At 65.8% G+C, this 22,554-nt stretch carries 22 protein-coding genes and 1 other RNA gene; 8 read left to right on the top strand and 15 right to left on the bottom strand.

The window, feature by feature from the left end:
• Positions 1-33: 33 nt before the first annotated feature.
• From murG to rsmI, 12 genes are all read right to left on the bottom strand, one after another.
• Positions 34-1,104, bottom strand: coding sequence for an undecaprenyldiphospho-muramoylpentapeptide beta-N-acetylglucosaminyltransferase (gene murG, locus BMZ43_RS20855; RefSeq protein WP_093256253.1), 1,071 nt, complete (start codon positions 1,102-1,104; stop codon positions 34-36).
• On the bottom strand, positions 1,094-2,293 hold the full coding sequence (gene ftsW, locus BMZ43_RS20850) for a putative lipid II flippase FtsW (protein ID WP_026083805.1): 1,200 nt from the start codon (positions 2,291-2,293) through the stop codon (positions 1,094-1,096). The genes murG and ftsW overlap by 11 nt, the downstream gene beginning before the upstream one ends.
• Positions 2,293-3,636 (bottom strand): UDP-N-acetylmuramoyl-L-alanine--D-glutamate ligase, encoded by a 1,344-nt coding sequence (murD, locus tag BMZ43_RS20845; RefSeq protein WP_017640709.1) that lies wholly within the window; start codon positions 3,634-3,636, stop codon positions 2,293-2,295. Before murD ends, ftsW begins: the two co-directional genes overlap by 1 nt.
• 5 nt (positions 3,637-3,641) lie before the next feature.
• Positions 3,642-4,724, bottom strand: a complete 1,083-nt coding sequence (gene mraY / locus BMZ43_RS20840) for a phospho-N-acetylmuramoyl-pentapeptide-transferase (protein WP_017640710.1) — start codon at positions 4,722-4,724, stop codon at positions 3,642-3,644.
• Positions 4,724-6,091, bottom strand: a complete 1,368-nt coding sequence (gene murF / locus BMZ43_RS20835; RefSeq protein ID WP_093256251.1) for a UDP-N-acetylmuramoyl-tripeptide--D-alanyl-D-alanine ligase — start codon at positions 6,089-6,091, stop codon at positions 4,724-4,726. The genes mraY and murF overlap by 1 nt, the downstream gene beginning before the upstream one ends.
• The gene (locus tag BMZ43_RS20830) at positions 6,084-7,553 is read right to left on the bottom strand and encodes a UDP-N-acetylmuramoyl-L-alanyl-D-glutamate--2,6-diaminopimelate ligase (RefSeq protein WP_093256249.1); all 1,470 of its coding nucleotides are present in this window, start codon (positions 7,551-7,553) and stop codon (positions 6,084-6,086) included. The genes murF and BMZ43_RS20830 overlap by 8 nt, the downstream gene beginning before the upstream one ends.
• The gene (locus BMZ43_RS20825; RefSeq protein WP_371913898.1) at positions 7,550-9,250 is read right to left on the bottom strand and encodes a peptidoglycan D,D-transpeptidase FtsI family protein; all 1,701 of its coding nucleotides are present in this window, start codon (positions 9,248-9,250) and stop codon (positions 7,550-7,552) included. Before BMZ43_RS20825 ends, BMZ43_RS20830 begins: the two co-directional genes overlap by 4 nt.
• A gap of 59 nt (positions 9,251-9,309) precedes the next feature.
• Entirely contained in the window at positions 9,310-9,603 is a 294-nt protein-coding gene (gene ftsL / locus BMZ43_RS20820) for a cell division protein FtsL (RefSeq protein ID WP_017640714.1), read from the bottom strand.
• Positions 9,600-10,541: a 16S rRNA (cytosine(1402)-N(4))-methyltransferase RsmH gene (gene rsmH / locus BMZ43_RS20815; protein WP_017640715.1), complete on the bottom strand. Its 942-nt coding sequence runs from the start codon at positions 10,539-10,541 to the stop codon at positions 9,600-9,602. Before rsmH ends, ftsL begins: the two co-directional genes overlap by 4 nt.
• Positions 10,542-10,543: 2 nt before the next feature.
• Positions 10,544-10,999 carry a division/cell wall cluster transcriptional repressor MraZ gene (gene mraZ, locus BMZ43_RS20810; protein ID WP_007162063.1) on the bottom strand — a complete coding sequence of 152 codons (456 nt, stop codon included), beginning with the start codon at positions 10,997-10,999 and terminating at the stop codon, positions 10,544-10,546.
• 289 nt (positions 11,000-11,288) lie between these two features.
• Positions 11,289-11,644: RNase P RNA component class A (rnpB, locus tag BMZ43_RS20805), an RNA gene on the bottom strand.
• A 61-nt stretch (positions 11,645-11,705) separates the two neighbouring features.
• Positions 11,706-12,548, bottom strand: a complete 843-nt coding sequence (rsmI, locus tag BMZ43_RS20800; protein ID WP_371913897.1) for a 16S rRNA (cytidine(1402)-2'-O)-methyltransferase — start codon at positions 12,546-12,548, stop codon at positions 11,706-11,708.
• Positions 12,549-12,673: 125 nt separating this feature from the next.
• Between rsmI and BMZ43_RS20795 the strand changes: the two genes are divergently transcribed.
• The 4 genes from BMZ43_RS20795 to BMZ43_RS20780 are packed head-to-tail and all read left to right on the top strand — an operon-like array spanning position 12,674 to position 16,027.
• Entirely contained in the window at positions 12,674-14,461 is a 1,788-nt protein-coding gene (locus BMZ43_RS20795; protein ID WP_093256245.1) for a penicillin-binding protein activator, read from the top strand.
• On the top strand, positions 14,458-14,832 hold the full coding sequence (locus BMZ43_RS20790) for a YraN family protein (RefSeq protein ID WP_017640719.1): 375 nt from the start codon (positions 14,458-14,460) through the stop codon (positions 14,830-14,832). The genes BMZ43_RS20795 and BMZ43_RS20790 overlap by 4 nt, the downstream gene beginning before the upstream one ends.
• 32 nt (positions 14,833-14,864) lie before the next feature.
• Positions 14,865-15,458, top strand: coding sequence for a phosphoheptose isomerase (locus BMZ43_RS20785; protein WP_007162067.1), 594 nt, complete (start codon positions 14,865-14,867; stop codon positions 15,456-15,458).
• Positions 15,455-16,027, top strand: coding sequence for a BON domain-containing protein (locus tag BMZ43_RS20780; protein ID WP_017640720.1), 573 nt, complete (start codon positions 15,455-15,457; stop codon positions 16,025-16,027). The genes BMZ43_RS20785 and BMZ43_RS20780 overlap by 4 nt, the downstream gene beginning before the upstream one ends.
• Before the next feature lie 61 nt (positions 16,028-16,088).
• Here the strand turns inward: BMZ43_RS20780 and BMZ43_RS20775 are convergent, their stop codons facing one another.
• Positions 16,089-16,325, bottom strand: coding sequence for a DUF2171 domain-containing protein (locus BMZ43_RS20775; RefSeq protein ID WP_017640721.1), 237 nt, complete (start codon positions 16,323-16,325; stop codon positions 16,089-16,091).
• 147 nt (positions 16,326-16,472) lie between these two features.
• On the opposite strand from BMZ43_RS20775, the gene BMZ43_RS20770 reads away from it, so the two are divergent.
• The gene (locus BMZ43_RS20770) at positions 16,473-17,129 is read left to right on the top strand and encodes a sulfite oxidase-like oxidoreductase (RefSeq protein WP_093256243.1); all 657 of its coding nucleotides are present in this window, start codon (positions 16,473-16,475) and stop codon (positions 17,127-17,129) included.
• Between the two features lie 7 nt (positions 17,130-17,136).
• On the opposite strand, the gene BMZ43_RS20765 is transcribed toward BMZ43_RS20770, so the two are convergent.
• Both BMZ43_RS20765 and BMZ43_RS20760 read right to left on the bottom strand, forming a co-directional pair.
• A complete protein-coding gene (locus tag BMZ43_RS20765; protein WP_017640723.1) occupies positions 17,137-17,541 on the bottom strand; it encodes a hypothetical protein in 405 nt (134 codons plus the stop codon).
• A complete protein-coding gene (locus BMZ43_RS20760; RefSeq protein ID WP_017640724.1) occupies positions 17,538-18,758 on the bottom strand; it encodes an N-acetylmuramoyl-L-alanine amidase in 1,221 nt (406 codons plus the stop codon). Before BMZ43_RS20760 ends, BMZ43_RS20765 begins: the two co-directional genes overlap by 4 nt.
• Positions 18,759-19,037: 279 nt before the next feature.
• On the opposite strand from BMZ43_RS20760, the gene osmE reads away from it, so the two are divergent.
• The 3 genes from osmE (at position 19,038) to ilvD (ending at position 22,156) form a co-directional block, all read left to right on the top strand.
• Complete coding sequence (gene osmE / locus BMZ43_RS20755; protein ID WP_017640725.1) at positions 19,038-19,376, top strand: osmotically-inducible lipoprotein OsmE; 339 nt, start codon at positions 19,038-19,040, stop codon at positions 19,374-19,376.
• 192 nt (positions 19,377-19,568) lie between these two features.
• The gene (locus tag BMZ43_RS20750; RefSeq protein ID WP_017640726.1) at positions 19,569-20,090 is read left to right on the top strand and encodes a hypothetical protein; all 522 of its coding nucleotides are present in this window, start codon (positions 19,569-19,571) and stop codon (positions 20,088-20,090) included.
• 230 nt (positions 20,091-20,320) lie between these two features.
• Positions 20,321-22,156, top strand: a complete 1,836-nt coding sequence (ilvD, locus tag BMZ43_RS20745; RefSeq protein WP_064307899.1) for a dihydroxy-acid dehydratase — start codon at positions 20,321-20,323, stop codon at positions 22,154-22,156.
• Positions 22,157-22,554: the final 398 nt, after the last annotated feature.

Raw genomic sequence — 22,554 nt, 5'->3', positions numbered from 1 at the left:
CGCCGAACCTCGGCCTGAATGGCACTTTGCGACTTAACCACGGGCAACCTCCAGACAGGCGTCGACGACTGCACGGGTGGCATCGGGTTTGGCCAGGGCACGGCTGCGAGCGGCCATGCCGGCAAGACGTTCGGGATGCATCAGGACCTCGGTAAGCTGCGCGGCGAGATCCGCCGGGCGGGTGGAATGTTGCGGCAGCACCACACCGGCACCGGCGCGCTCCAGGAAGCGCGCATTGCTGGTCTGGTGGTCGTCGATGGCGTGCGGCAGGGGGATCAGCAGCGCCGGCAGACCGGTGGCGGTCAGCTCGGCAACGGTCAGGGCGCCGGCCCGGCAGATCACCAGATCGGCCCAGGCATAGGCGGCGGCCATGTCGGCGATGAAGGGCTGGACATCGGCCTCCACGGCGACGTTGGCGTAGCGCTCGGCGGTCACCTCAGCATGCTGGCGGCCGGCCTGGTGGCGCACATTGGGTCGCAGGCCAGCGGGCATTTGCGCCAGGGCGTCGGGCAACAGCTTGTTGAGCGGCTCGGCGCCCAGGCTGCCGCCCAATACCAGCAGGTTGGCGGCGCGCTCTTCCAGCGGCGCACGGGTCACCGGAGCGAAGAGTTCAGCGCGCACCGGATTACCGGTGGACAGGCGTTTGGCGGACGCCGGGAAGGTGTCGGCAAAGCCTTCGCAGACGCGGGCGGCCATGGGCACCAGCAGGCGGTTGGCGGTGCCGGCATGGGCGTTCTGTTCGTGAATCACCAGTGGGATGTTGCACAGCTTGGCGGCCAGGCCACCGGGACCGGTGACGAAGCCACCCAGGCCCAGCACGCAGACCGGCTTGAGCCGGCGCATGAGACCCATGGCCTGCATGAGGGCGCCACTGAGTTGCAGCGGTGCCTTCACCAGAGAACGCAAGCCCTTGCCGCGCAGTCCGGTGACCGGAATGTGGTGCAGGCTGATGCCGGCCTTGGGCACCACGTCGTTCTCGATGCCGCGCGGCGTACCCAGCCAATGCACGGTATAGCCGCGGGCTTCGAATTCACGGGCGCAGGCCAGGGCCGGGAAGACGTGCCCGCCGGTGCCGCCGGCCATGATGAGGACGTTAGCGGACATCGGCGAAATCCTCTTCGGTGAATTCCACATCCTCGGTATCGACCAGCGTTCGTCTCTCCCACTCGATGCGCAGCAGCAGACCCATGCTCACGCAGCAGATCACCAGGGAGCTGCCGCCGTAGCTGAGGAAGGGCAGCGTCAGCCCCTTGGTCGGCAGTAGGCCGACGTTCACGCCGATGTTGATCAGGAACTGGCCGATCCACAGCATGGACAGGCCATAGGCCACATAGGCCGAAAAGAACTGCTTGGACTGCTCGGCCCAGTGACCGATGAACAGACCGCGCACGCAGACGAAGAGGAACAGGCCGACCGTGGCCATGGCACCGATCAGCCCCAATTCCTCGGCCAGCACGGCGAAGAGGAAGTCGGTATGGGCCTCGGGCAGGTAGAACTGCTTCTGGATGCTGTTGCCCAGACCGAGACCGGTCCAGCCGCCACGGCCGAAGGCGATCAGCGCCTGGGTCAGCTGGTAGCCGGAACCGAACTGGTCGGCCCAGGGATCGGTGAAGGTGATCAGTCGCTGCATCCGGTAGGACTGGGTCTGGACCAGGACGAACACCGCGAACACGGCCAGGGCGACCATCAGCATGAAGCGGAACAGGCCGACACCGCCGAGGAACAGCATGGCACCGGCGGCGCCCATCATCACCACGGTGGCGCCGAAGTCGGGCTCGCGCAGCAGCAGCATGGCCATCGGCAGCAGAACGATGAAGGGCTTGAAGAAGCCGGCCCAGGTGTGGCGCACCTCATGCTGACGACGGACCAGGTAACCAGCCAAATAGAGCACCACGAAGACCTTGGCGATCTCCGAGGGCTGCACGTTGAAGATGCCGAAGCCGATCCAGCGCAGGGAACCGTTCACCTCGCGACCGATGCCAGGCACCAGCACCGCTATCAGCAAGAGGAAAGCGATGATCAGCAGCGGAAAGCCGAAGCGCTGCCAGGTGGCCATGGGAATCAGCATCACCACGCCGCAGGCGACGAAGCCGATGGCCAGGTAGACCAGGTGGCGATACATGAAGTACAGCGGATTGCCGGACTGGGCCGCGGCCACTTCCGAGGAGGCCGAGGTCACCATCACCAGGCCGAGGCCGAGCAGCAACAGGCAGCCGGCCAGCAGCGGGAAATCCAGGTCGATGCCATGGCGGCTGGCCAGCGGCGAGGGATAGGGACGCAGCAGGCTGAGGATCATGACAATGCTCCTACGGCCTGGGCGAACAACCGTCCGCGCTCTTCGAAATTGCGGAACATGTCGAGGCTGGCGCAGGCCGGCGACAGCAGCACGGCATCGCCCGGCTGGGCCAGCTGGCGGCTTTCATTCACCGCCTCGTCCAGGGTAGCGACGCGCACCTGTTGCACGGTGGCCGGCAGGATCTCGGCGATCCGCGCCGCATCGCGGCCCAGCAGCACCACGGCGCGGCAGTGGCGCGCGATGGGCTCGCGCAGGGCGCTGAAATCGGCCCCCTTGCCGTCGCCACCGGCGATCAGCACCAGTTGCCCGGCGATGTCGTCACCCAGGCCTTCGACCGCCGCCAGGGCAGCGCCGACGTTGGTGGCCTTGGAATCGTTGTAGTAGTTGACCCCCGCGACCTCGCCCACCCACTGGCAGCGATGCTCCAGCCCCGGGAAGGCGCGTAGCGCCTCCAGCATGGGCGCCAGCGGCAAGCCGGCAGCCTGACCCAGCGCCAGTGCGGCCAGGGCATTGCTGTGGTTGTGGGTGCCCCGGATCTTGAGTTCCTCGACATCCAGCAGGTTGTCGAAGGCCAGCGCCAGATAGCGATGGCCCTCCTCCTCGCGAATGCCGAAGGCACGGAAATCCGGACGTCCCAGGCCAAAGGTCAGGCAGGGCACGCCCTCGCCGATCAGCGGCCGCGACAGCGCATCGTCGCGATTGACCACCACCTGGCGGGCGCCGCGGAAGATGCGGTGCTTGGCCTGGTGATAGGCCGGCATGCCGCTGTAGCGATCCATATGGTCTTCGCTGAGGTTGAGCACCGTGGCCACCTCGGCGTCGAGCCGCTCGCAGGTCTCCAGTTGGAAGCTCGAAAGCTCCAGCACATAGAGTTCGACGTCGTCGGCCAGCAGATCCAGCGCCGGAGTGCCCAGGTTGCCGCCCACGGCGACGCGCTTGCCGGCGCGCCGGGCCATGTCGCCGACCAGTGTGGTGACGGTGCTCTTGGCGTTGGAGCCGGTGATGGCGACGAGGGGTGCCTTGGCGTGACGCACGAACAGATCGATGTCGCCGGACAGCCGCACGCCACGGGCAGCGGCCTCTCGCAGCGCCGGCGTTTCCAGGGCCAGACCGGGGCTCACATAGAGTTCGGCCGCGCGGCAGAGGAAGTCGGCATCCAGCTCACCGCAACGCACCTCGATCCCGGGATATTGGGTGCGCAGCGTTTCCAGTTCCGGCGGCTGTTCCCGCGTGTCGGCCACGGCAAAGGGCACACCCCGGCGCGCGAGAAAGCGCACCAGCGACATGCCACTCTTGCCGAGGCCGACGACGATACGGAACTGGTCGGAAGCGATGAGCACTGCGATTACCTCAGTTTCAGGGTGGCGAGACCGAACAGCACCAGGATCACGGTGATGATCCAGAAGCGCACGATGACCCGCGGTTCGGGCCAGCCCTTCAATTCGAAATGGTGGTGGATCGGCGCCATGCGGAAGACGCGCTTGCCGGTCAACTTGAAGGAGGCGACCTGGATGACCACCGAGAGGGTCTCCATGACGAAGACGCCACCCATGATGAACAGCACCACTTCCTGGCGGACGATCACGGCGATGGTGCCCAGGGCGGCGCCCAGCGCCAGGGCGCCGACGTCACCCATGAAGACCATGGCCGGATAGGTGTTAAACCAGAGGAAGCCCAGACCCGCCCCGATCAGGGCGCCGCAGAAGACGATCAGCTCGCCGGAGCCTTCCACATAGGGAATCAGCAGGTAGTCGGCGAACTTCACGTTGCCCGACAGGTAGCAGAAGATGCCCAGGGCGCCGCCAACCATCACGGTGGGCATGATCGCCAGGCCGTCGAGGCCATCGGTGAGGTTGACCGCGTTGCTGGAGCCGACGATGACGAAGTAGGTCAGCACAACGAAGAAAATCCCCAGCGGGATTTCGATGTTCTTCAGCAGCGGCAGGATCAAGGTGGTTTCGATTGGGGCCTTGGCCGTCATGTAGAGGAAGATCGCCGCCCCCAGGCCGAACACCGATTGCCAGAAGTACTTCCAGCGACTGGGCAGGCCCCGGGAGTTCTTCTCGATCACCTTGCGATAGTCGTCGACCCAGCCGATGGCGCCGAACAGGAAGGTCACCCCCAGCACGGTCCAGACATAGCGGTTGTGCAGATCGGCCCACAGCAGGGTGCTGATGCCGATGGTGGTCAGGATCAGGGCGCCGCCCATGGTGGGGGTACCGGATTTGGACAGGTGCGACTGGGGGCCATCGTTGCGCACGGCCTGGCCGATCTGGCGGATCTGCAGGGTGCGGATCATCCAGGGGCCGAGCCACAACGACAGCATCAGGGCGGTCAGGACGCCCAGAATGCCGCGCAGGCTGAGGTATTGGAAGACGGCGAAGCCCTTGTAGAACTGTTGCAGGAACTCCGCCAACAGCAGCAGCATCAGTGTTTCTCCTCGGTGTTGAGAGCGCAGAGCGCGGCGACGACCTTATCCATCGCGGCGCTGCGGGATCCCTTGATCAGCAGGGTGGTTCCGGCCCGGTCCTCGTCCGCCAGGGCCTCGATCAGCTGTTCGCGCTCGGCGAAATGTCGGGCTTCGGCGCCATAGGCGCGGGCCGCATGGGACATGGAGGGACCGACGCTGTAGAAGGCGTCCACCTTGCCGCGGGCATGCTCGCCCACGTCGCGATGGCCTTGTTCGGTCCATTCGCCCAACTCGGCGATGTCGCCCAGGACCACCACCCGACGGCCCGGCAGGGCAGCCAGTAGATCGATCCCGGCCTTCACCGAGGCGGGGTTGGCGTTGTAGCTGTCGTCGATGACCTGGGCGCCGCGCTGGCTGGTGCGGGTCAGGGTGCGGCCCTGGACCGGTGCCGCTGTGGCCAGGCCACGGGCGACGGTGGTCAGGTCCAGGCCCAGGCTGAGGGCGGCCGCCGCGGCGGCCAGGGCATTGCCGACGTTGTGGGCACCCAGCAGTTGCAAGGTGATGCATACGTCGTCTTGGGCAGTGTGCAGGGTGAAGCTCGGACGACCTTGGCTATCCAGGCTCACCTCGGTGGCGCGGACATCGGCGCGGGCATCCAGGCCGAAGGCGATGACTTGGCGCCCGGCCGCACGGCGTTGCCAGGTCTCGAAGGCGGCGTCATCGCGGTTGAGCACCACGGTGCCCGCCTCGCCCACGCCTTCGATGATCTCGCCCTTGGCCTCGACGATACGATCGACGCCGCCGAACTCGCCCACATGGGCCTGGCCGGCGTTGGTAATGATAACGACATCCGGGCGTGTCAGGCTCACGGTATAGGCGATGTCCCCGACGTGGGAAGCGCCCAGCTCGATGACGCCGAAGGCGTGCTCGGCGGCCAGTTGCAGCAGGGTCAGGGGTGCGCCGAGTTCGTTGTTCAGATTGCCTTGGGTGGCCAGCGTGGCACCCTGCTGACGCAGGATGGCGGCGAGCAGTTCCTTGACCGTGGTCTTGCCGCTGGAGCCGGTCACGGCGGCGAGCTTGCCTTGGAACAGATCACGATTGAAGGCGCCGAGGCGACCCAACGCCAGGCGGGTGTCGGCTACCACCAGTTGGGGCAGATGAACCTCGGGAACGGCGCGCTCCACCAGGGCTGCCGCGGCGCCCTGGGCGGCCACGTCGGCCAGATAGGCATGACCATCGAAGCGCGGCCCGCTCAGGGCGACGAAGAGTTGTCCGGCCACGGCCTTGCGACTGTCGGTGCCGACGCCATCGAACAGGGCATCGGCGCCCAGCAGGTTGCCGGTCAGGGCCTCGGCCACTTCGGTGAGGGTGAAGGATCTAAGCATGCTGTCGCTCCCAGGCGGTCAGGGCCCGCTCGGCCTGGTCGAGATCGGAAAAGGGATGGCGGACACCGGCGATTTCCTGGTAGGGCTCATGGCCCTTGCCGGCCAGCACCACGATGTCCTGGGCGGTCGCCGCGGCCACGGCCTGGGCGATTGCCACCTCGCGCCGGCCGGCGAAGCTCACCTGCTCGGGCTGCGCGAAGCCCGCGCGAATGTCGGCGACGATGGCGGCCGGATCCTCGGTACGGGGGTTGTCGTCGGTCACCACCACCTGGTCGGCCAGGCGCTCAGCCACCGCGGCCATCTCCGGCCGCTTGCCGCGATCGCGATCGCCGCCACAGCCGAACACGCAGACCAATCGACCCTGGGCACCGACATGGGGCCGCAGGGCAGTGAGCACCTTGTCCAGGGCGTCGGGGGTATGTGCATAGTCCACTACCACCAGCGGCCGCCCGGCGCCGCCCAGGCGCTGCATGCGTCCGGCCGGGCCCTGCAGCTGCGGGAGGATGGCAAGGATGGCGTCGAGGCCATGCCCCAAGCCCAGCAGCGCACCGATGGCGGCCAGCAGATTGCTCAGGTTGAAGAGTCCGATCAGCTGGCTGCGCAGCTCGCCGGTGCCCTGGGCGGTGACCAGCTGGGCGCGCACGCCGTGGTCGTCGAACTGGACAGCCTGGCAATGGATGCTGGCAGCCGGATCGCTCAGGCTGTAGGTCAGGGTCGCTGCCGGGCTGGGGCGAGCTGCCAGCTCGCGGCCAAAGGCATCATCGATATTGAGGACGCGGGTGCCGAGCCCGGGCCAGGCGAACAACTGGGCCTTGGCTTCGCCATAGGCGGCCATGGTGCCGTGATAATCGAGGTGGTCGCGGGAAAGATTGGTGAAGACCGCGACCTTGAAGGCCAGCGCTGCCACCCGGCCCTGGACCAGGCCGTGGGAAGAGACCTCCATGGCCACGCTGGCGGCGCCACCGGCGGCCAGTTCGGCCAGGGTCGCCTGTAGCTTGAGGGGGTCCGGGGTGGTGTGGCGGCCTTCGGCGAGGGCGCCATGGAAGCCGTTGCCCAGGGTGCCGACGATGCCGCAACGCTGACCGAGCAGGTCGCAGGCCTGGGCGATCAGCTGGCTGACACTGGTCTTGCCGTTGGTGCCGGTGATGCCGACCAGCGCCAGGCGCTGGCTGGGTTCGCCATGGAAACGACCGGCGATGGCGGAAAGCTTGCCGGCCAGCCCTTCGACGGCGATCAGAGGGATGTCCAGGTTCGGCAGCGCGGGAGCGTCCTTCACCTCGTAGGCGATGGCTGCGGCACCCCGTTCGGCGGCACTGGCGATATGGGTACGGCCATCGCTGTGCAAGCCGGGAATGGCGAGGAACAGCGAGCCCGGCCGAACGTCGCGACTGTCCAGCGCCAGGCCGTCGATGTCGACGGCAGCGCTGGCTTCAGACAGGAGTTCGGTCAGCAGACGGGTCATCGATCACGCTCCCCGACCAGCAGCGGCTTGGCGGCAGCCTGGGCCTGGGCCTGGGCCTGCTGCACCGGCAGCGGCTGCAGATTGTCCGGCTGGATGTTCATCAGGCGCAGAGCGCCGGACATCACGCGGCTGAACACCGGCGCCGACACCACACCACCGTAGTAGCCGCCCTTGCTGGGACGGTCGATCACCACCACCGCGGCCAGGCGCGGATTGCTGGTGGGGCCGAAGCCGGCGAACAGCGAGCGATAGGAATTTTCGGCATAGCCCCGGGTACCGGTGCTGGTCTTGCGCGCGGTACCGCTCTTGCCGGCGACGTGGTAGCCCGGCACCTGGGCGCGGAAGGCACCACCGGGAGCTTCCACGACCTGTTGCAGCATGCCTTGCAGGGTCTTGGCGACGCGCTCGTCCACCGCCTGGTCGCTGGCCGGAGCCTTATCCAGGCGCACCATGGATAGCGGTACCGAGCGCCCGTCGTTGGCCAGCACCGAATAGGCATGGGCCAGCTGCACGGCGGTCACCGCCAGGCCGTAGCCATAGGACAGGGTCGCGGTCTCGGCCGGACGCCAGGTGCGGTGGTTGGGCAGATTGCCGACCCGCTCGCCGGGGAAGCCCAGACCGGTGTCCTGGCCGAGGCCGACGGCGCGCATGGCGTTGTAGATGTTCTCGCCACCGACATCGAAGGCGATCTTGCTCATGCCGACGTTGCTGGACTTGATGAGGATGCCGGTCAGGTCCAGGGCGCCATCGCTGTGGGAGACGTCCTTGATGGTGTAGCGGCCGATCTGCAGCGAACCGGGATAGACGTTGACCTTGTCGGTGGGCTTCCAGCGACCGCTGGCGAGCGCCGCGGTCATGGAGATCGGCTTCATCACCGAGCCGGGCTCCATGACGTCGATCATCGCCCGGTTGCGCATAGCGGCCGGTTCGAGGCTGCGTCTGTTGTTGGGGTTGTAGGTGGGCATGTTGACCATCGCCAGGACTTCGCCGGTCTTGACGTCGACGATGGTGAGGCTGCCGGCCTCGGCTTCGAACTGGGTCAGGGCATTGCGCAGCTCGCGGGCAGCGAGATACTGCAGACGCAGGTCGATGGACAGCGCCAGGGTATTGCCCGGCTTGGCGTTCTTGGCGACCTGCACATCGCGGATCAGCCGACCGCGACGATCCTTGACCACCTGGCGACGACCCGGCACGCCGGACAGCCATTCGTTGAAGGCCAGTTCGATGCCTTCGCGGCCGTGATCGTCGATATCGGTGAAGCCGACCACATGGGCCGCCACCTCACCCGCCGGATAGAAACGCCGAAATTCCTCGATGTCGTAGACACCGGGAATCTTGTGCGCCTTGACCTGGCTCATCACCGCTTCGCCCTGCTCGGGCGTCAGGCCGCGGGCCAGGTAGAGAAATTCCTTGCTGGCGTTCTGCTCGATGCGTTTGGCCAGTTCCGCACGCGGCTGGCCGACGGCATCGGCCAGGGTCGGCCAGCGATCCTCGGCGCCCAGCAGCTCCTTGGGATTGATCCACAGGGTGGTGACCGGCGTACTCACGGCCAGGGGTTCGCCATTGCGATCGGTGATCAGGCCACGGTGCGCCGGGATAGGAATGGTGCGCACGCTGCGCGCATCCCCCTGCCCCTTGAGAAAGGCCCGGTCGATCACGTGCAGATCGACGATGCGCCAGATGATGGTGCCGACCATGACCAGCAACAGCCCGATAATCAGGCTGAAGCGCCAGGGCAGGCGCGCGATCAGGCCTTTCACGGATTGACCATCCGGATTTCGGTCGGATCGGGAATGCGCATCTGCAGCTGACCGCTGGCCAGGGCCTCGACGCGGCTGTGGGCGGTCCAGGTGCTCTGCTCCAGCAGCAGCCGACCGTACTCGGCCTGGGCCTTGTCGCGGATGGCCATCTCGCCATAGAGGGTATTGAGCAGCTGGCGATTCCAGTGGGCGCTATAGGCCACGGCTACCGCCGACAGCAGCACGCCAGCGAACAGCACCAGCATGACGCTGCTGCCCAGGGGCAGTTTCTTGACGAAGAGCCGGCTCATTTCAGCTTCTCGGCAACGCGCATCACGGCGCTGCGGGCGCGGGGATTGGCGGCCAGTTCGGCTTCGCTGGCATAGACCGGCTTGCCCAACAGGCGCAGCGAAGGCTCGAAGACCGTGGCGCGGATCGGCAGGTCGCGCGGCAGCTGGTCGGCCTCGCCCTTGGCCAGTCGGCGCATGAATTGCTTGACGATGCGATCTTCCAGGGAGTGGAAGCTGATCACCACCAGCCGGCCACCCACCGCCAACTGCTCGTAGGCGGCCTGCAGGCCCTGCTCCAGATCGCTCAGTTCGCGGTTGATGTAGATACGCAGCCCCTGGAAGGCGCGGGTGGCGGGATGTTTGCCCTTTTCCCAGGCCGGATTGGCCTCGGTGAGCACCTTGGCCAGATCACCGGTGCGTTCGAAGGGCTGGATCTCACGACGCTGCACCACGGCGCGCGCCATGCGCTTGGCGAAGCGCTCTTCGCCGAATTCCTTGAACACCTGGGCGATATCGGCCTCGGCAGCCGTGGCGATCCAGGCGGCGGCGCTCTGCCCCCGGCTCGGATCCATGCGCATGTCCAGGGGACCGTCCTGCATGAAGCTGAAACCGCGCTCGGGATCGTCGAGCTGGGGCGAGGAGACGCCCAGATCCAGCAACACGCCATCGACCTGGCCGGACCAGCCACGGCTGACGAGTTCATCGCCCAGCTCGGCGAAGCTGCGCTGGACGATCTCGAAACGCGGATCTTCCGCGGCCAGGGCCTGGCCGGCAGCGATCGCCTGGGGGTCCTTGTCGAAACCCAGCAACCGCCCTTCCCCACCCAGCAGGCGCAACGCGGCCCGGCTGTGTCCGCCGCGGCCGAAGGTGCCGTCCAGATAACGGCCGGCAGGCTGGATGGCCAATGCCTGTACGGCCTCGTCCAGGAGAACGGAGACGTGGTGGAAGACTGGGTTCATGGTCACAGGATCAAATCGCGCATTTCATCCGGCATACCGCCGGGTTCCTTAATCGCCAGGAGATCCGCGTCGCACACGGCGCTCCAGGCATCCTCATCCCATAACTGGAACTTGTTGAGCTGCCCGACCAGCATCACGCGCCGGTCCAGCTTGGCGTATTCACGCAGGCGCGGCGGAACCAGGAAACGGCCACTGCCGTCGAGCTCCAGATCCACCGCATTGCCGATCAGCAAGCGCTGCAAGCGGCGAGTCTCCTCGCGTAGCGAGGGCAACTGCCGCAGCTTGCTTTCGATGATTTCCCATTCCGGGAGTGGATAGACGCAAAGGCAGGGGTCGACGGCATCGATCGTCACGATGAGCTGGCCGGCACAACGCTCCAGCAGCTCGTCACGATACCGGCTCGGCATCGCGGCGCGCCCCTTGGCGTCGAGACTGATGGCGTTCGCTCCCCGGAACAATTTCGCGTCCTCTAATAGGCTGTCCTTGCCATTAAATCCCACTTCGCCCCACTTCGTACCACCGGCCGCCACTATATTGAGGAGGGCCACTTTCAGTCAAGGTAAGCGAGGGGGTTCCCAGGCCGCGTGGGACGCGGATTTCGAGCAAATTGCACGAGTTCACGACCAAGACGAACGACATCGATTTCCGACAAACGGAAATGAAGTCAATTGATTGGCTCAATTGATTAAAGTGATGTCTTAAGAAGAGGTCTCAGACCCCAGGCGTAGAGGCCCGGGAGGGAGGGAGTGCGAGAGCCGACCTGTAAGCCGGGTTCTGTCGAGGACAGTCATTCCTCTGGGACAACCATCGCTGATTGCCTCTAGCGACCTACCCGAATCCAGCGCGGGCCACGCCTATGGATTCCTATTTGGTCTTGCTCCAGGTGGGGTTTACCTAGCCACGAACTGTTGCCAGCCGTGCGGTGCGCTCTTACCGCACCTTTTCACCCTTACCGGCGCTTGCGCGCTTAGGCGGTTATTTTCTGTGGCACTTTCCGTAGGCTCACGCCTCCCAGGCGTTACCTGGCACCTCGCCCTATGGAGCCCGGACTTTCCTCCCTCGCGACCCTTGCGGATCACGACAGCGACTGCCCGGTCGGCTCTCGCGGCGCAAGGGTATAGAGACTGGGGGCGGATAACAAGGAAAGATGCCCACTAATTCGCCCTACTCGCCCTTGCGCTCCAGCGCTAGCTGGTAGAGCAGGTTCTTGCGCGCGCCAGTGATCTGGGCGGCCAGGGCGGCGGCGCGCTTGACCGGCAGCTCGGCCAGCAGCAGATCGAGGATGCGCAGGGTTTCGGCATCGACCTCGGCGTCTTCCGGCGCGGTCCAGCCGGCCACCAGCAACACGCACTCGCCGCGCTGCTGATCCAGATCCTCGCGAATCCAGGCCTGCAGCTCGCCCGCGGGCAGGCCGCGCAGGGTCTCAAAGGTCTTGGTCAGCTCGCGCCCCAGCACGATGTGCCGCTCGGGCCCGAAGGTGCTCACCATGTCGGCCACGCAGTCGTCGAGGCGATGGGGCGCCTCGTAGAAGATCAGGGTGCGCGGGTCTTCGCGCAGGGCCGCCAGCCGCCCCTGCCGACCCACCGCCTTGGCTGGCAGGAAGCCCTCGAAGCTGAAGCGGTCCGAAGGCAGCCCGGCCGCCGACAGCGCCGCGATCAGCGCGCAGGCACCGGGAATCGGCGAGACCCGGATGCCCTGGGCGCGCGCGGCGCGCACCAGGTGAAAGCCCGGATCGGAAATCAGCGGCGTACCGGCATCGGAGATCAGGGCGACGTCCTCTCCCGCCAGCAAGCGGGTGATGAAGCGACCTCCGGCATCGCGCTCGTTGTGGTCGTGACAGGCGGCAAGCGGCGTTTCGATACCGAAATGGCGCAACAGGCGCGCCGAATGACGGGTGTCTTCGGCGGCGATCAGGGCCACGTCGCGCAGGACCTTGAGGGCACGGGTGGTGATGTCGTCCAGGTTGCCGATGGGGGTGGCAACCACATAAAGAGTACCCGGCGAAATCATGATGAAACCTGACGGACTGGAAATAGCCCAACAGTGTACGCCGCTCTCGCCCTCGGCGTTCGCAGCGCCTGGGTGCTGTGAGACAATCGCCCCTTTCCCGAACTCTGCTCAGGAACCACCGCATGAAGTTCCGCCTGCGTCCGCTGCTCTGCGCCACCGCCTTCGCCCTGCTCGCCGCCTGCAGCAGCTCGCCCACCACGAGCAGCCTCGGGGCGCTGCCTCAGCCCAGCCAGGCCAGCATCGAGCAACTGCTGAACCAGGCCGGCGCCAGTCAGTCCGAACAGGCCAATCTGCTGCGTCTGACCGCCGCGGACAAGGCCTATGCCCAGCAGAACGCCCGCGAAGCGCGGCAGATCCTGGGCTCCATCAATCTGGAAGGCTTGAAGCCGGCGCAGCAGATGTTCGCCCAGACCTTGCTGGCTCAGCTCGATCTGCTCGACAAGCAGCCGGCCCAGGCCCTCAAGCGTTTCGACCATCCCAGCTTCGCCCAACTGGGCGAATTGCCGGCTCAGCAGCAGATCCGCAGCGGCCTGACCAAGGCCGAGGCCCAGGCCGCCAATGGCCAGCCGCTCGCCGCCGCCCAGGAGCGCATCTTCCTGGGGCCGCTGCTCGAAGGCGATGCCGGCCACGACAACCGCGAGCATATCTGGCAGCTGGTGACCAGCCTGCCGGATGCGCAACTGCGCCAGAGCGTGAAGGATGCCGATCTCAATGGCTGGCTGGCCCTGGCCGCCATCACCCGCGGCAACCTGGCGCTGGATCAGCAATTGTCGGCCATCGAGGAATGGCAGCAGCAGCACCCCGGCCATCCCGCCGCGCGCAATCTGCCCGATGACCTGGAACGCCTGAAGACCCTGGTGCGCGAGCCACTCAATCGCGTCGCCCTGCTGCTGCCCCTGCAGGGCCAGCTCGCCGGCGTCTCCCGCGCGCTGCAGGACGGCTTCATGGCCGCCCGCTACGAAGCCCTGGCCACGGGCCAGACCGCCCCGGCCGTGACCGTCTACGACAGTACCCAGATGGGCTCGCTGGACGCCTTCTACCGTCAGGCCCAGGCCGCCGGTATCCAGCTGGTGGTCGGCCCGCTGGAAAAGAATCTGGTCAAGCAGCTGAGCGATCGCCCGCAATTGCCGCTCAACACCCTGGCGCTGAACTATGGCGACAGCCAGGGCGCCCAGCCGCCGCAGCTCTTCCAGTTCGGCCTGGCCGCCGAGGACGAGGCCCGTGAAGCCGCCCGCCGTGCCTGGGCCGATGGCAAGCGCAGTGCCGGTGCCATGGTGCCCCAGGGCGACTGGGGCGCCCGCGTGCTGGCCGCCTTTCAGAACGAGTGGCAGCAGTTGGGTGGCCGCCTGGTCGCCGCCGAGCGCATCGGCCAGCCGGTCGAGATCGCCAACCGCATCACCAGCCTCCTGCAGATGCGCCAGGGCATGGATTTCATCTTCCTCGCCTCGACGCCGGCGCAGGCCCGCCAGATCAAGCCGATCCTGGTCTACCAGAACGCCCGCGATCTGCCGGTGTATGCCACCTCCAACCTCAACAGCGGGGTCAACGAACCCGGCGTCAACCAGGATCTCAACGGCATCCTGTTCTGCGAAACGCCTTGGCTGCTGGACCCGAGCAATCCGCTGCGCGCCAAGATCACCGCCCAGTGGCCCCAGGCCGGCACCAGCATCGGTCGCCTCTATGCCATGGGCGCCGATGCCTACCTGCTGGCGCTACACCTGCAGCAGCTCAAGGCCCTGCCCAACTCCGAGCTGCCCGGCCTGTCCGGCAATCTGAGCGTGGCGCCCGATCAGCGTGTGGTGCGTCACCTGCCCTGGGCGGAATTCCGCAACGGCGTGGCCCAGCCGCTACCAGCCAACAATGCACCGCTGCCCACCACCAGCGTGCCGGCCTCGCTCAGCACGCCGTGAAGCAGGCCCCGCACCTCCAGCGCGGCAAGCAAGGCGAGGACCGTGCGCTGCAGTTCCTGCAGACGCACGGTCTGCGCCTGATCGCCCGTAACTGGCGCTGGCGTGGCGGTGAGCTCGATCTGGTCATGCTCGACGGCGATACAGTAGTATTCGTCGAGGTACGCGCCCGCAGGCACACCGCCTGGGGCGGCGCCGCGGAAAGCATAGATGCCCGCAAGCGGCAGCGACTGGTCAACAGCGCCGCCCTCTTTCTGCAATCCGAAGCGCGCTGGGCCAAGCGGCCCTGTCGTTTCGACGTGATCGCGATCGGCCCCGGGGCCGACGCATCCCCTCAGGCACTCGAATGGATCAAACAGGCCTTCGAGGCCTGAGGCCCTCCACAGCACAGGTCAAAGATATCGCGATGGACACCCACGCCCGCATCCAGAAACTCTTCCGGGACAGCATCGAAACCAAGCGTCAGGCCATGGAAGTCCTGATTCCGCATATCGATCTGGCCAGCCAGGTCATGGTCGCGGCCCTGCTCAACGAAGGCAAGATTCTCACCTGTGGCAATGGCGGTTCCGCCGGCGACGCCCAGCATTTCTCCTCGGAACTGCTGAATCGCTTCGAGCGCGAGCGGCCCAGCCTGCCGGCCCTGGCCTTGACCACCGACACCTCGACGCTGACTTCCATCGCCAACGACTACAGCTACAACGAGGTGTTCTCCAAGCAGATCCGCGCTCTCGGTCAGCCCGGCGACATCCTCCTGGCCATCTCCACCAGCGGCAACTCGGCCAACGTGATCCAGGCGATCCAGGCCGCTCACGACCGCGAGATGACCGTGGTCGCGCTCACCGGCCGCGATGGCGGCGGCATGGCCTCGCTGCTGCTGCCCGAGGACGTCGAGATCCGCGTACCCGCCAAGGTCACCGCCCGCATCCAGGAAGTGCACCTGCTGGTGATCCACTGCCTGTGCGACCAGATCGATCAGCAACTGTTTGGAAGCGAAGAATGAAGAAGGCTCCTCTGCTCGCCATCCTGGCGCTGTCCTTTGCGGTCGCCGGCTGCAGCAACGTGGTCACCGCCAGCCGCGACAAGCCCATCGACGACAACCGCGGCACCCGTACCCTGGGCAGCACCGTCGACGACGCCCTGATCGAAACCAAGGCCGCGGTCAACATCTCCAAGGCCAATGCCGACCTGGCCAGCTCGCACATCGTGGTGGTGAGCTACAACGGCGTGGTACTGATCGCCGGCCAGACACCGCGCGCCGATCTCAAGGCCCAGGCCGAACAGGCGGTGCGCAGCGTGCAGCGGGTCAAGACCGTGCACAATGAACTGCAGGTGACCGGTAACTCCTCGCTGCTGGCGCGCAGCAACGATTCCTGGCTGACCACCCGCATCAAGACCCAGATGTTTGCCGACCAGGACATCCCAGGCTCGCGCATCAAGGTGGTCACGGAAAACGGCATCGTCTATCTCTTGGGCCTGGTGACCCAGCAGGAAGCCGCCCATGCCGTGCAGCTGATCCAGAGCGTCTCGGGTGTGCAGCGCATCGTCAAGCTGTTCGAATACATCAACTGATCCCTATTCGCCGCCCAACAAAAAGCCCCGCAATGCGGGGCTTTTTGTTGGGCGGCGTGCCTTAGGCGGCCTGCCACTCGCTTTCGGCTTCGTCACGGGTCTTGGACAGGCGTACCTGGCTGCCTTCCACGGACTGGACCCAGCTCAGCGGAATGTAGTGATGCTTGCCATCGGCGTCCTGATCGCGCTTGGTCAGCTTGATGCGATCGGCGCCCTCCATGTGGTCGACGGTGCCTACGTGCTGGCCGTCCGAACCGACAACTTCCGCATGCTCTTTGATCTGGGTTGCATCTACCATGGTGGTTCTCCGGCAGGTTAAGAAAAGGAGGCGCCTCTCTGAGTGCCTGCAGGATAGGAGGCGTGAGCAGCCGTCTGGGTTCGGCCTGTGCCGACGAAAGGCCATCATTGAGGTCAGAAGCCCGAGAACTGCGAAGAGGATCCACCGATGAGTGATGAGCCAAGCAAGCTGACCCGTTCCAAGGAACGCTGGGCCCAGGAGGGCCGCTTCCTTACCGGCCAGGGCGCACGCCCGGACAGCGAACGCCTGCCGCCCGGCCAGCATCGGGTCAGCAACTGGCCGGTCCTGGATCTAGGGGTACGCCCGGAAGTCAGCCAGGAACGCTGGCAACTGGCGGTGACCGGCGCGGTCGGCAAGACGCTACGCTGGAACTGGGAGACCTTCGCGGCGCGGGCGACCACCCAGGCCATCAGCGACATGCACTGCGTCACCACCTGGTCACGCTATGACAATCACTGGATCGGCCTGCCGGTAAGCGAACTGCTGGACGAGGTACAGCCGCGGGACGAAGCGACCCATGTGCTCCTGCACAGCTACGACGGCTACATCACCAACCTGCCGCTGGCCGATTTCGCCGCACCTGGCGCCATGCTGGTGCACAGCTGGGAAGGCCAGCCGCTGACCGCCGAGCACGGGGGCCCGGTGCGGGTACTGATCCCGCACCTCTATCTGTGGAAGAGCGCCAAGTGGCTCAGGCGCATCGACTTCCGGGTCGGCGACACGCCTGGCTTCTGGGAGATGCGCGGCTATCACGACCGGGGCGACCCCTGGCAGGAGCAGCGCTACTCCGACGACGACGCCTGAGGCTCGCTCAGCGTGCGGCGGGGGCCAACTGCAGCTCCACCGGATCGCCGGGGTTGAGACTGCGGATACGGAATTCGTCGCGGGTGAGACCGAGGATTTCCGTGGGATAGGTGATGCCTTCCTCGATCAGATTCAGGCCCTTCTCGGTGCGCGTCCAGCGGCCCAGGGAGGGCTGGCTGCTCGGCGAGGCCATCACCAGGGTGCCATCGCTGAGAAAGACATAGAGCATTCCCGGCTCGATGCTGTTGCTGGTCTTGATCTGCCAGACCTTGTTGACGAAGCCTTCCTGGGCACTGCCCTGCTTGTCGCCACCGCCCTGCCCGTAGCCGATCAGCCCGGCCACGACACAGAGCGCGCCTATCACCAGCACCACCACGCGCCAGTAACGACGCGCCTTGTCTTGCAAACTCATGTCACTCCTTGGGTGTTCTTGAGGCTGGCCAGGTAGGTGCCCAACGGCGGGCGCTCCTGGAAATAGCCATGCAGTCCGGCAAAGATCGAATCGGCCAGCTGCTTCTGGTGGCGACTGTCGAGCAGGCGCCGACAGTCGCGATCATTGGAAATGAAGCCCGTCTCGACCAGGATCGAGGGGATGTCCGGCGATTTGAGCACAGCGAACCCCGCCTGCTCCACCCGTTTCTGGTGCAGGTTGGTGATGTTCGCCAATTGCCCCAGCACCTTGTGGCCCAGGTCCAGGCTCGACGAGATGGTGGCGTTCATCGACATGTCCAGCAGCACGCCGGCCAGCATGGGATCGCGGCCCTTGAGAATCTCGTTGGCACCGATCAGGTCGACGTTGTTCTCGCTGTCGGCCAGGAAGCGCGCCGTGGTGGAGGTCGCGCCTCGCTCCGACAGGGCATAGACCGAGGCGCCATAGGCCGTACGCCGCGGTGCGGCATCGGCGTGCACCGAGACGAACATGTCGGCGTTGTAGCTGCGGGCGACTTCGACCCGCTTGCGCAGCGGCACGAAGAAGTCGTCGTTGCGCACCAGCTTGGCCTTGAAGCCCTTCTGCAGGTTGATGCGCCGCGCCAGATTCTGCGCCACGATCAGGGCGATGTCCTTTTCCCGATCACCGCGGGCGCTCAGCGCACCGGGATCCTTGCCACCATGCCCGGCATCGACCACCACCATGATGTCGCGCCCCGTGGCCAGGCCCTTGCCACGCTTGACCTCCAGCGGCGGCTCGGCGTCGACCGGCTTGCGTGCGGCCACTGCCGGCGTCCCGGCGCGCTTGAGATCGAGCACCAGGCGGTTGGACGCGCCCTCGCCCGGGCCGAGGATGAAGCTCTCCATCTCCACCGGATGGGCCAGCTCCAGCACCACCCGGGTGTCCTGGGCGCCATAGCGGGCGCTGCGCACGGCGCGCACCGGCGACCCCTGCAGGGCGAGGTGGTTGAGCACCGCGGGCGCCTGGGTATCGGCGAGATCGAGAATGATGCGATCCGGCGCCACCAGGGTAAAGGTCTTGTAGCGCACCGGTCCGGTGAGATCGAAGACCAGGCGGAGCTTCTCAGCGTCCTGCCAGGCCCGGGCACCCTTGAGTTGCTGCCGGGCGGCAAACGCCGGCAACCCGACGGGCAAAGTCATGCCAGCCAGGATCAGATTGAGCAGACGACGGCGATTCATGGGGTCCTCGCGAGAAACGAGAAACGGCTGGGAAGTTACAACATAACGCTAAAGATCGCCTGCCACCTGGCCCCTGTCAACTGCCATTCGGACAAAATATTCCTTAGAAAACCAGGGCATAGCGTTCGTTTGCAGAATCAGCTTTAGATACAGTCACTTGCCGCTCTCGCGAGCCGACCCGTCAAAGGCGCGAACGGCGAGAAGTGCGACGGAGAGCGAATTTATCGGCGCCGTCATCGTCGAAGTGTCAGGCACTTCCGCCTTTGAAGGGATCACACCATGAACAAGAAGATTGCAGTCGCGACCGCCCTGCTGGCCGGCACCGTGCTGGCGGGCTGTTCCTCGGTCAAGAACACCGCCGACTACACCGTGGGTCGCGTGGAATTTCGCGAGCAGCCGCTGGTGAAGCAGGTGGAAAAGGGTATGGCCAAGGCTGACGTCCTGCGTATCGGCGGCACCCCGTCGAGCACCTACACTCGCAAGTATCGTCCGGGTACCTGCAACAACTATGTGCTCAACAAGGACGGCAAGGAGCAGGTCTATTCGATCGGCTTCGACAGCATGAACCGCGTCGACAGCAAGGACTTCGAGACCTGCGAAAGCGCCGACCGCGCCTGATCGGGGATCTGACCGGCCAGCCAGGCCGGGTGTCCTGACGGACGCTGGCGGCGTCTGATGGACAGGATCGGCGAGCGGCAGCACCCTAAGCCCTCGCCATCCATGAACGTTGCGCCGACGTCCTGCACTGCGGATCGACGCAGGCACGGCCAGCGCCGCCAGGCTCTACCCATCGTTCCAAGGAATTCAGGCATGTCCAGACGTCACCTCATACTCACAGCTGCGGTGCTTTCCCTGACTGGCTGCGGTGGCTATGACTACAGTTGCGATGCGGCCAAGACCGCCGAACTGGTTCGTCAGCAATACGCCCAGACCATCAACGAGATCTATGCGGACGACATCGCCGCCGGCCAGCCCGCGCTGGAGGCCAACCAGATCTCGCTGGTCGACATCAAGACCCAGGAAGAACCCTCGGACAGTGGCGAAGCAGGCTTCTATACCTGCAATGCGACCGTCGAGGCCACCTGGCCCAAAGCCGCTCTCGAACGCCTGGCTCCGGCCGCCGCTCAATTGGCCAGCGTGGGTGCCATCCTCGAAAACGGCCACCTGCGCCATGCGCTCAGCTACGAGTCCTCGCTGGAAGGCAGCGACAAGCAGCGCGTCGACATCACCCTGCCCGAAGCCGTGGACCTGAGTCTCAAGACCCTGGCCGGCCAGGAACCGATGGACGAATACCTGGAAGACGCTCCCGACGGCGAACAGGAAGCGCCCTGATCCACCGGCGCCCGCGCTGCTGTGCAGTGCTGGCGCCCGGGTGTATGATCCGGATTCCCCTCCGCCAGCATCCTCCGGCGGGTTCGTGAGCCCCGGCACCCCTGTGGAGATCCCGCATGGCGTCGTTGCCCTCCGGCCCGGCAATCGTCACTTCGCGTTTGCACCGTGCCTCGTCCGCGCTCACGATGACCAGAACCGTGATCTAGAAAGCCGCCTCGGAGAGACGCTTCATGCCTGACTATCGCTCGAAAACCTCCACCCAGGGCCGCAACATGGCGGGCGCCCGAGCGCTCTGGCGCGCCACCGGGATGAAGGACGAAGACTTCAAGAAACCCATCATCGCCATCGCCAACTCCTTTACCCAGTTCGTGCCGGGCCATGTCCATCTCAAGGACTTGGGCCAGCTGGTCGCCCGGGAGATCGAGAAGGCTGGCGGCGTGGCCAAGGAATTCAACACCATCGCCGTGGACGACGGCATCGCCATGGGCCACGACGGCATGCTCTATTCGCTGCCGAGTCGCGAGATCATCGCCGACGCCGTGGAGTACATGGTCAATGCCCACTGCGCCGACGCCCTGGTGTGCATCTCCAACTGCGACAAGATCACCCCCGGCATGCTGATGGCCGCCCTGCGCCTGAACATCCCGGTGGTGTTCGTCTCCGGCGGTCCCATGGAAGCCGGCAAGACCAAGCTGGCCAGCCACGGCCTGGACTTGGTCGACGCCATGGTCATCGCCGCCGACAGCTCGGCCAGCGACGAGAAGGTCGCCGAATACGAACGCAGCGCCTGCCCCACCTGTGGCAGCTGCTCGGGCATGTTCACCGCCAACTCCATGAACTGCCTGGTCGAGGCCCTCGGCCTGGCCCTGCCCGGCAATGGCTCGACCCTGGCTACCCACGCCGACCGCAAGGAACTGTTCCTGCAGGCCGGCCGCACCATCGTCGACCTCTGCCGTCGCTACTATCAGGAAAACGACGAGTCGGCGCTGCCGCGCAACATCGCCTGCCATGCGGCCTTCGAGAACGCCATGACCCTGGACATCGCCATGGGCGGCTCGACCAACACCATCCTGCACCTGCTGGCCGCCGCCCAGGAAGCCGAGGTGGACTTCGATCTGCGCGACATCGATGCCCTGTCGCGCAAGGTGCCGCAGCTGTGCAAAGTGGCGCCGAACATCCAGAAGTACCACATGGAAGACGTGCATCGCGCCGGGGGCATCTTCAGCATCCTGGGCGAACTGGCCCGTGGCGGTCTGCTGCACACCAACCTGCCCACCGTGCACAGCCGGACCCTGGGCGAAGCCATCGAGCAGTGGGACATCACCCTGACCCAGGACGAGGCGGTGAAGACCTTCTTCCGCGCCGGTCCCGCCGGCATCCCGACCCAGGAAGCCTTCAGCCAGGCGACTCGCTACGACACCCTGGACGATGACCGCGCCGAGGGCTGCATCCGCAGTGTCGCGCACGCCTATTCCCAGGAAGGTGGTCTGGCCGTGCTCTACGGCAACATCGCCCTGGACGGCTGCGTGGTGAAGACCGCCGGCGTGGATGAATCCATCCATGTGTTCGAGGGCAATGCCAAGGTCTTCGAGAGCCAGGACGCCGCGGTGCGCGGCATCCTCGCCGACGAGGTCAAGGCCGGCGACATCGTCATCATCCGCTACGAAGGGCCCAAGGGCGGTCCGGGCATGCAGGAGATGCTCTACCCCACCAGCTACCTGAAGTCCAAGGGCCTGGGCAAGCAGTGCGCCCTGCTCACCGACGGTCGCTTCTCCGGTGGCACCTCGGGCCTGTCCATCGGCCACGCCTCTCCGGAAGCTGCAGCCGGTGGTGCCATCGGCCTGGTGCGGGATGGCGACAAGGTGCTGATCGACATTCCCCAGCGCAGCATCAACCTGCTGGTGAGCGACGAAGAGCTGTCCCACCGCCGCATCGAGCAGGACAAGCTGGGCTGGAAGCCGGCACAACCCCGTGCCCGCCGCGTGACCACGGCGCTCAAGGCCTATGCGCTGCTGGCCACCAGCGCCGACAAGGGCGGCGTGCGCGACAAGGCGCTGCTGGGCTGACCGTTACTGCGAGGCGATGGCAGCTGCCGTCGCCTCGCAGCACTGCTCCATCACTCCCCTCTACTCTCCACGCTCTATTTCACCCCTCTAGCTACGCTCTCTCCTCGCCACTCCGCCTGCCCCTGCCTTCCTTACAGCCTCCGCGCGGGTAACCCCCATTCCAGAGGGGTTCCACAGTTGCTTGGCTTGCTAATTTTGTAGAAGCGCAACCTGTGATTCAGCTCACACCTCGCGATTAGCGAGCCGCTAGGCCGTTGAGTGATCAAAGGCTACCCTCCGTCTGCCGCTGAATTGATTCAGCGATAAGTTTGTAGTCAGGTTGAGCCCCAATGGTCACACCTATGCTGATCTTCCGCTGGAGCACGGCGGGTCAGGTGTAGGCCAGGCACGCGTCACAC

This window comes from Pseudomonas sp. Snoq117.2 (genome assembly GCF_900110545.1).
Taxonomy (GTDB): domain Bacteria; phylum Pseudomonadota; class Gammaproteobacteria; order Pseudomonadales; family Pseudomonadaceae; genus Chryseomonas; species Chryseomonas benzopyrenica.
The sequence above is the reverse complement of the archived record's forward strand: the minus strand, read 5'-3'. Positions and strand labels throughout refer to the sequence as shown.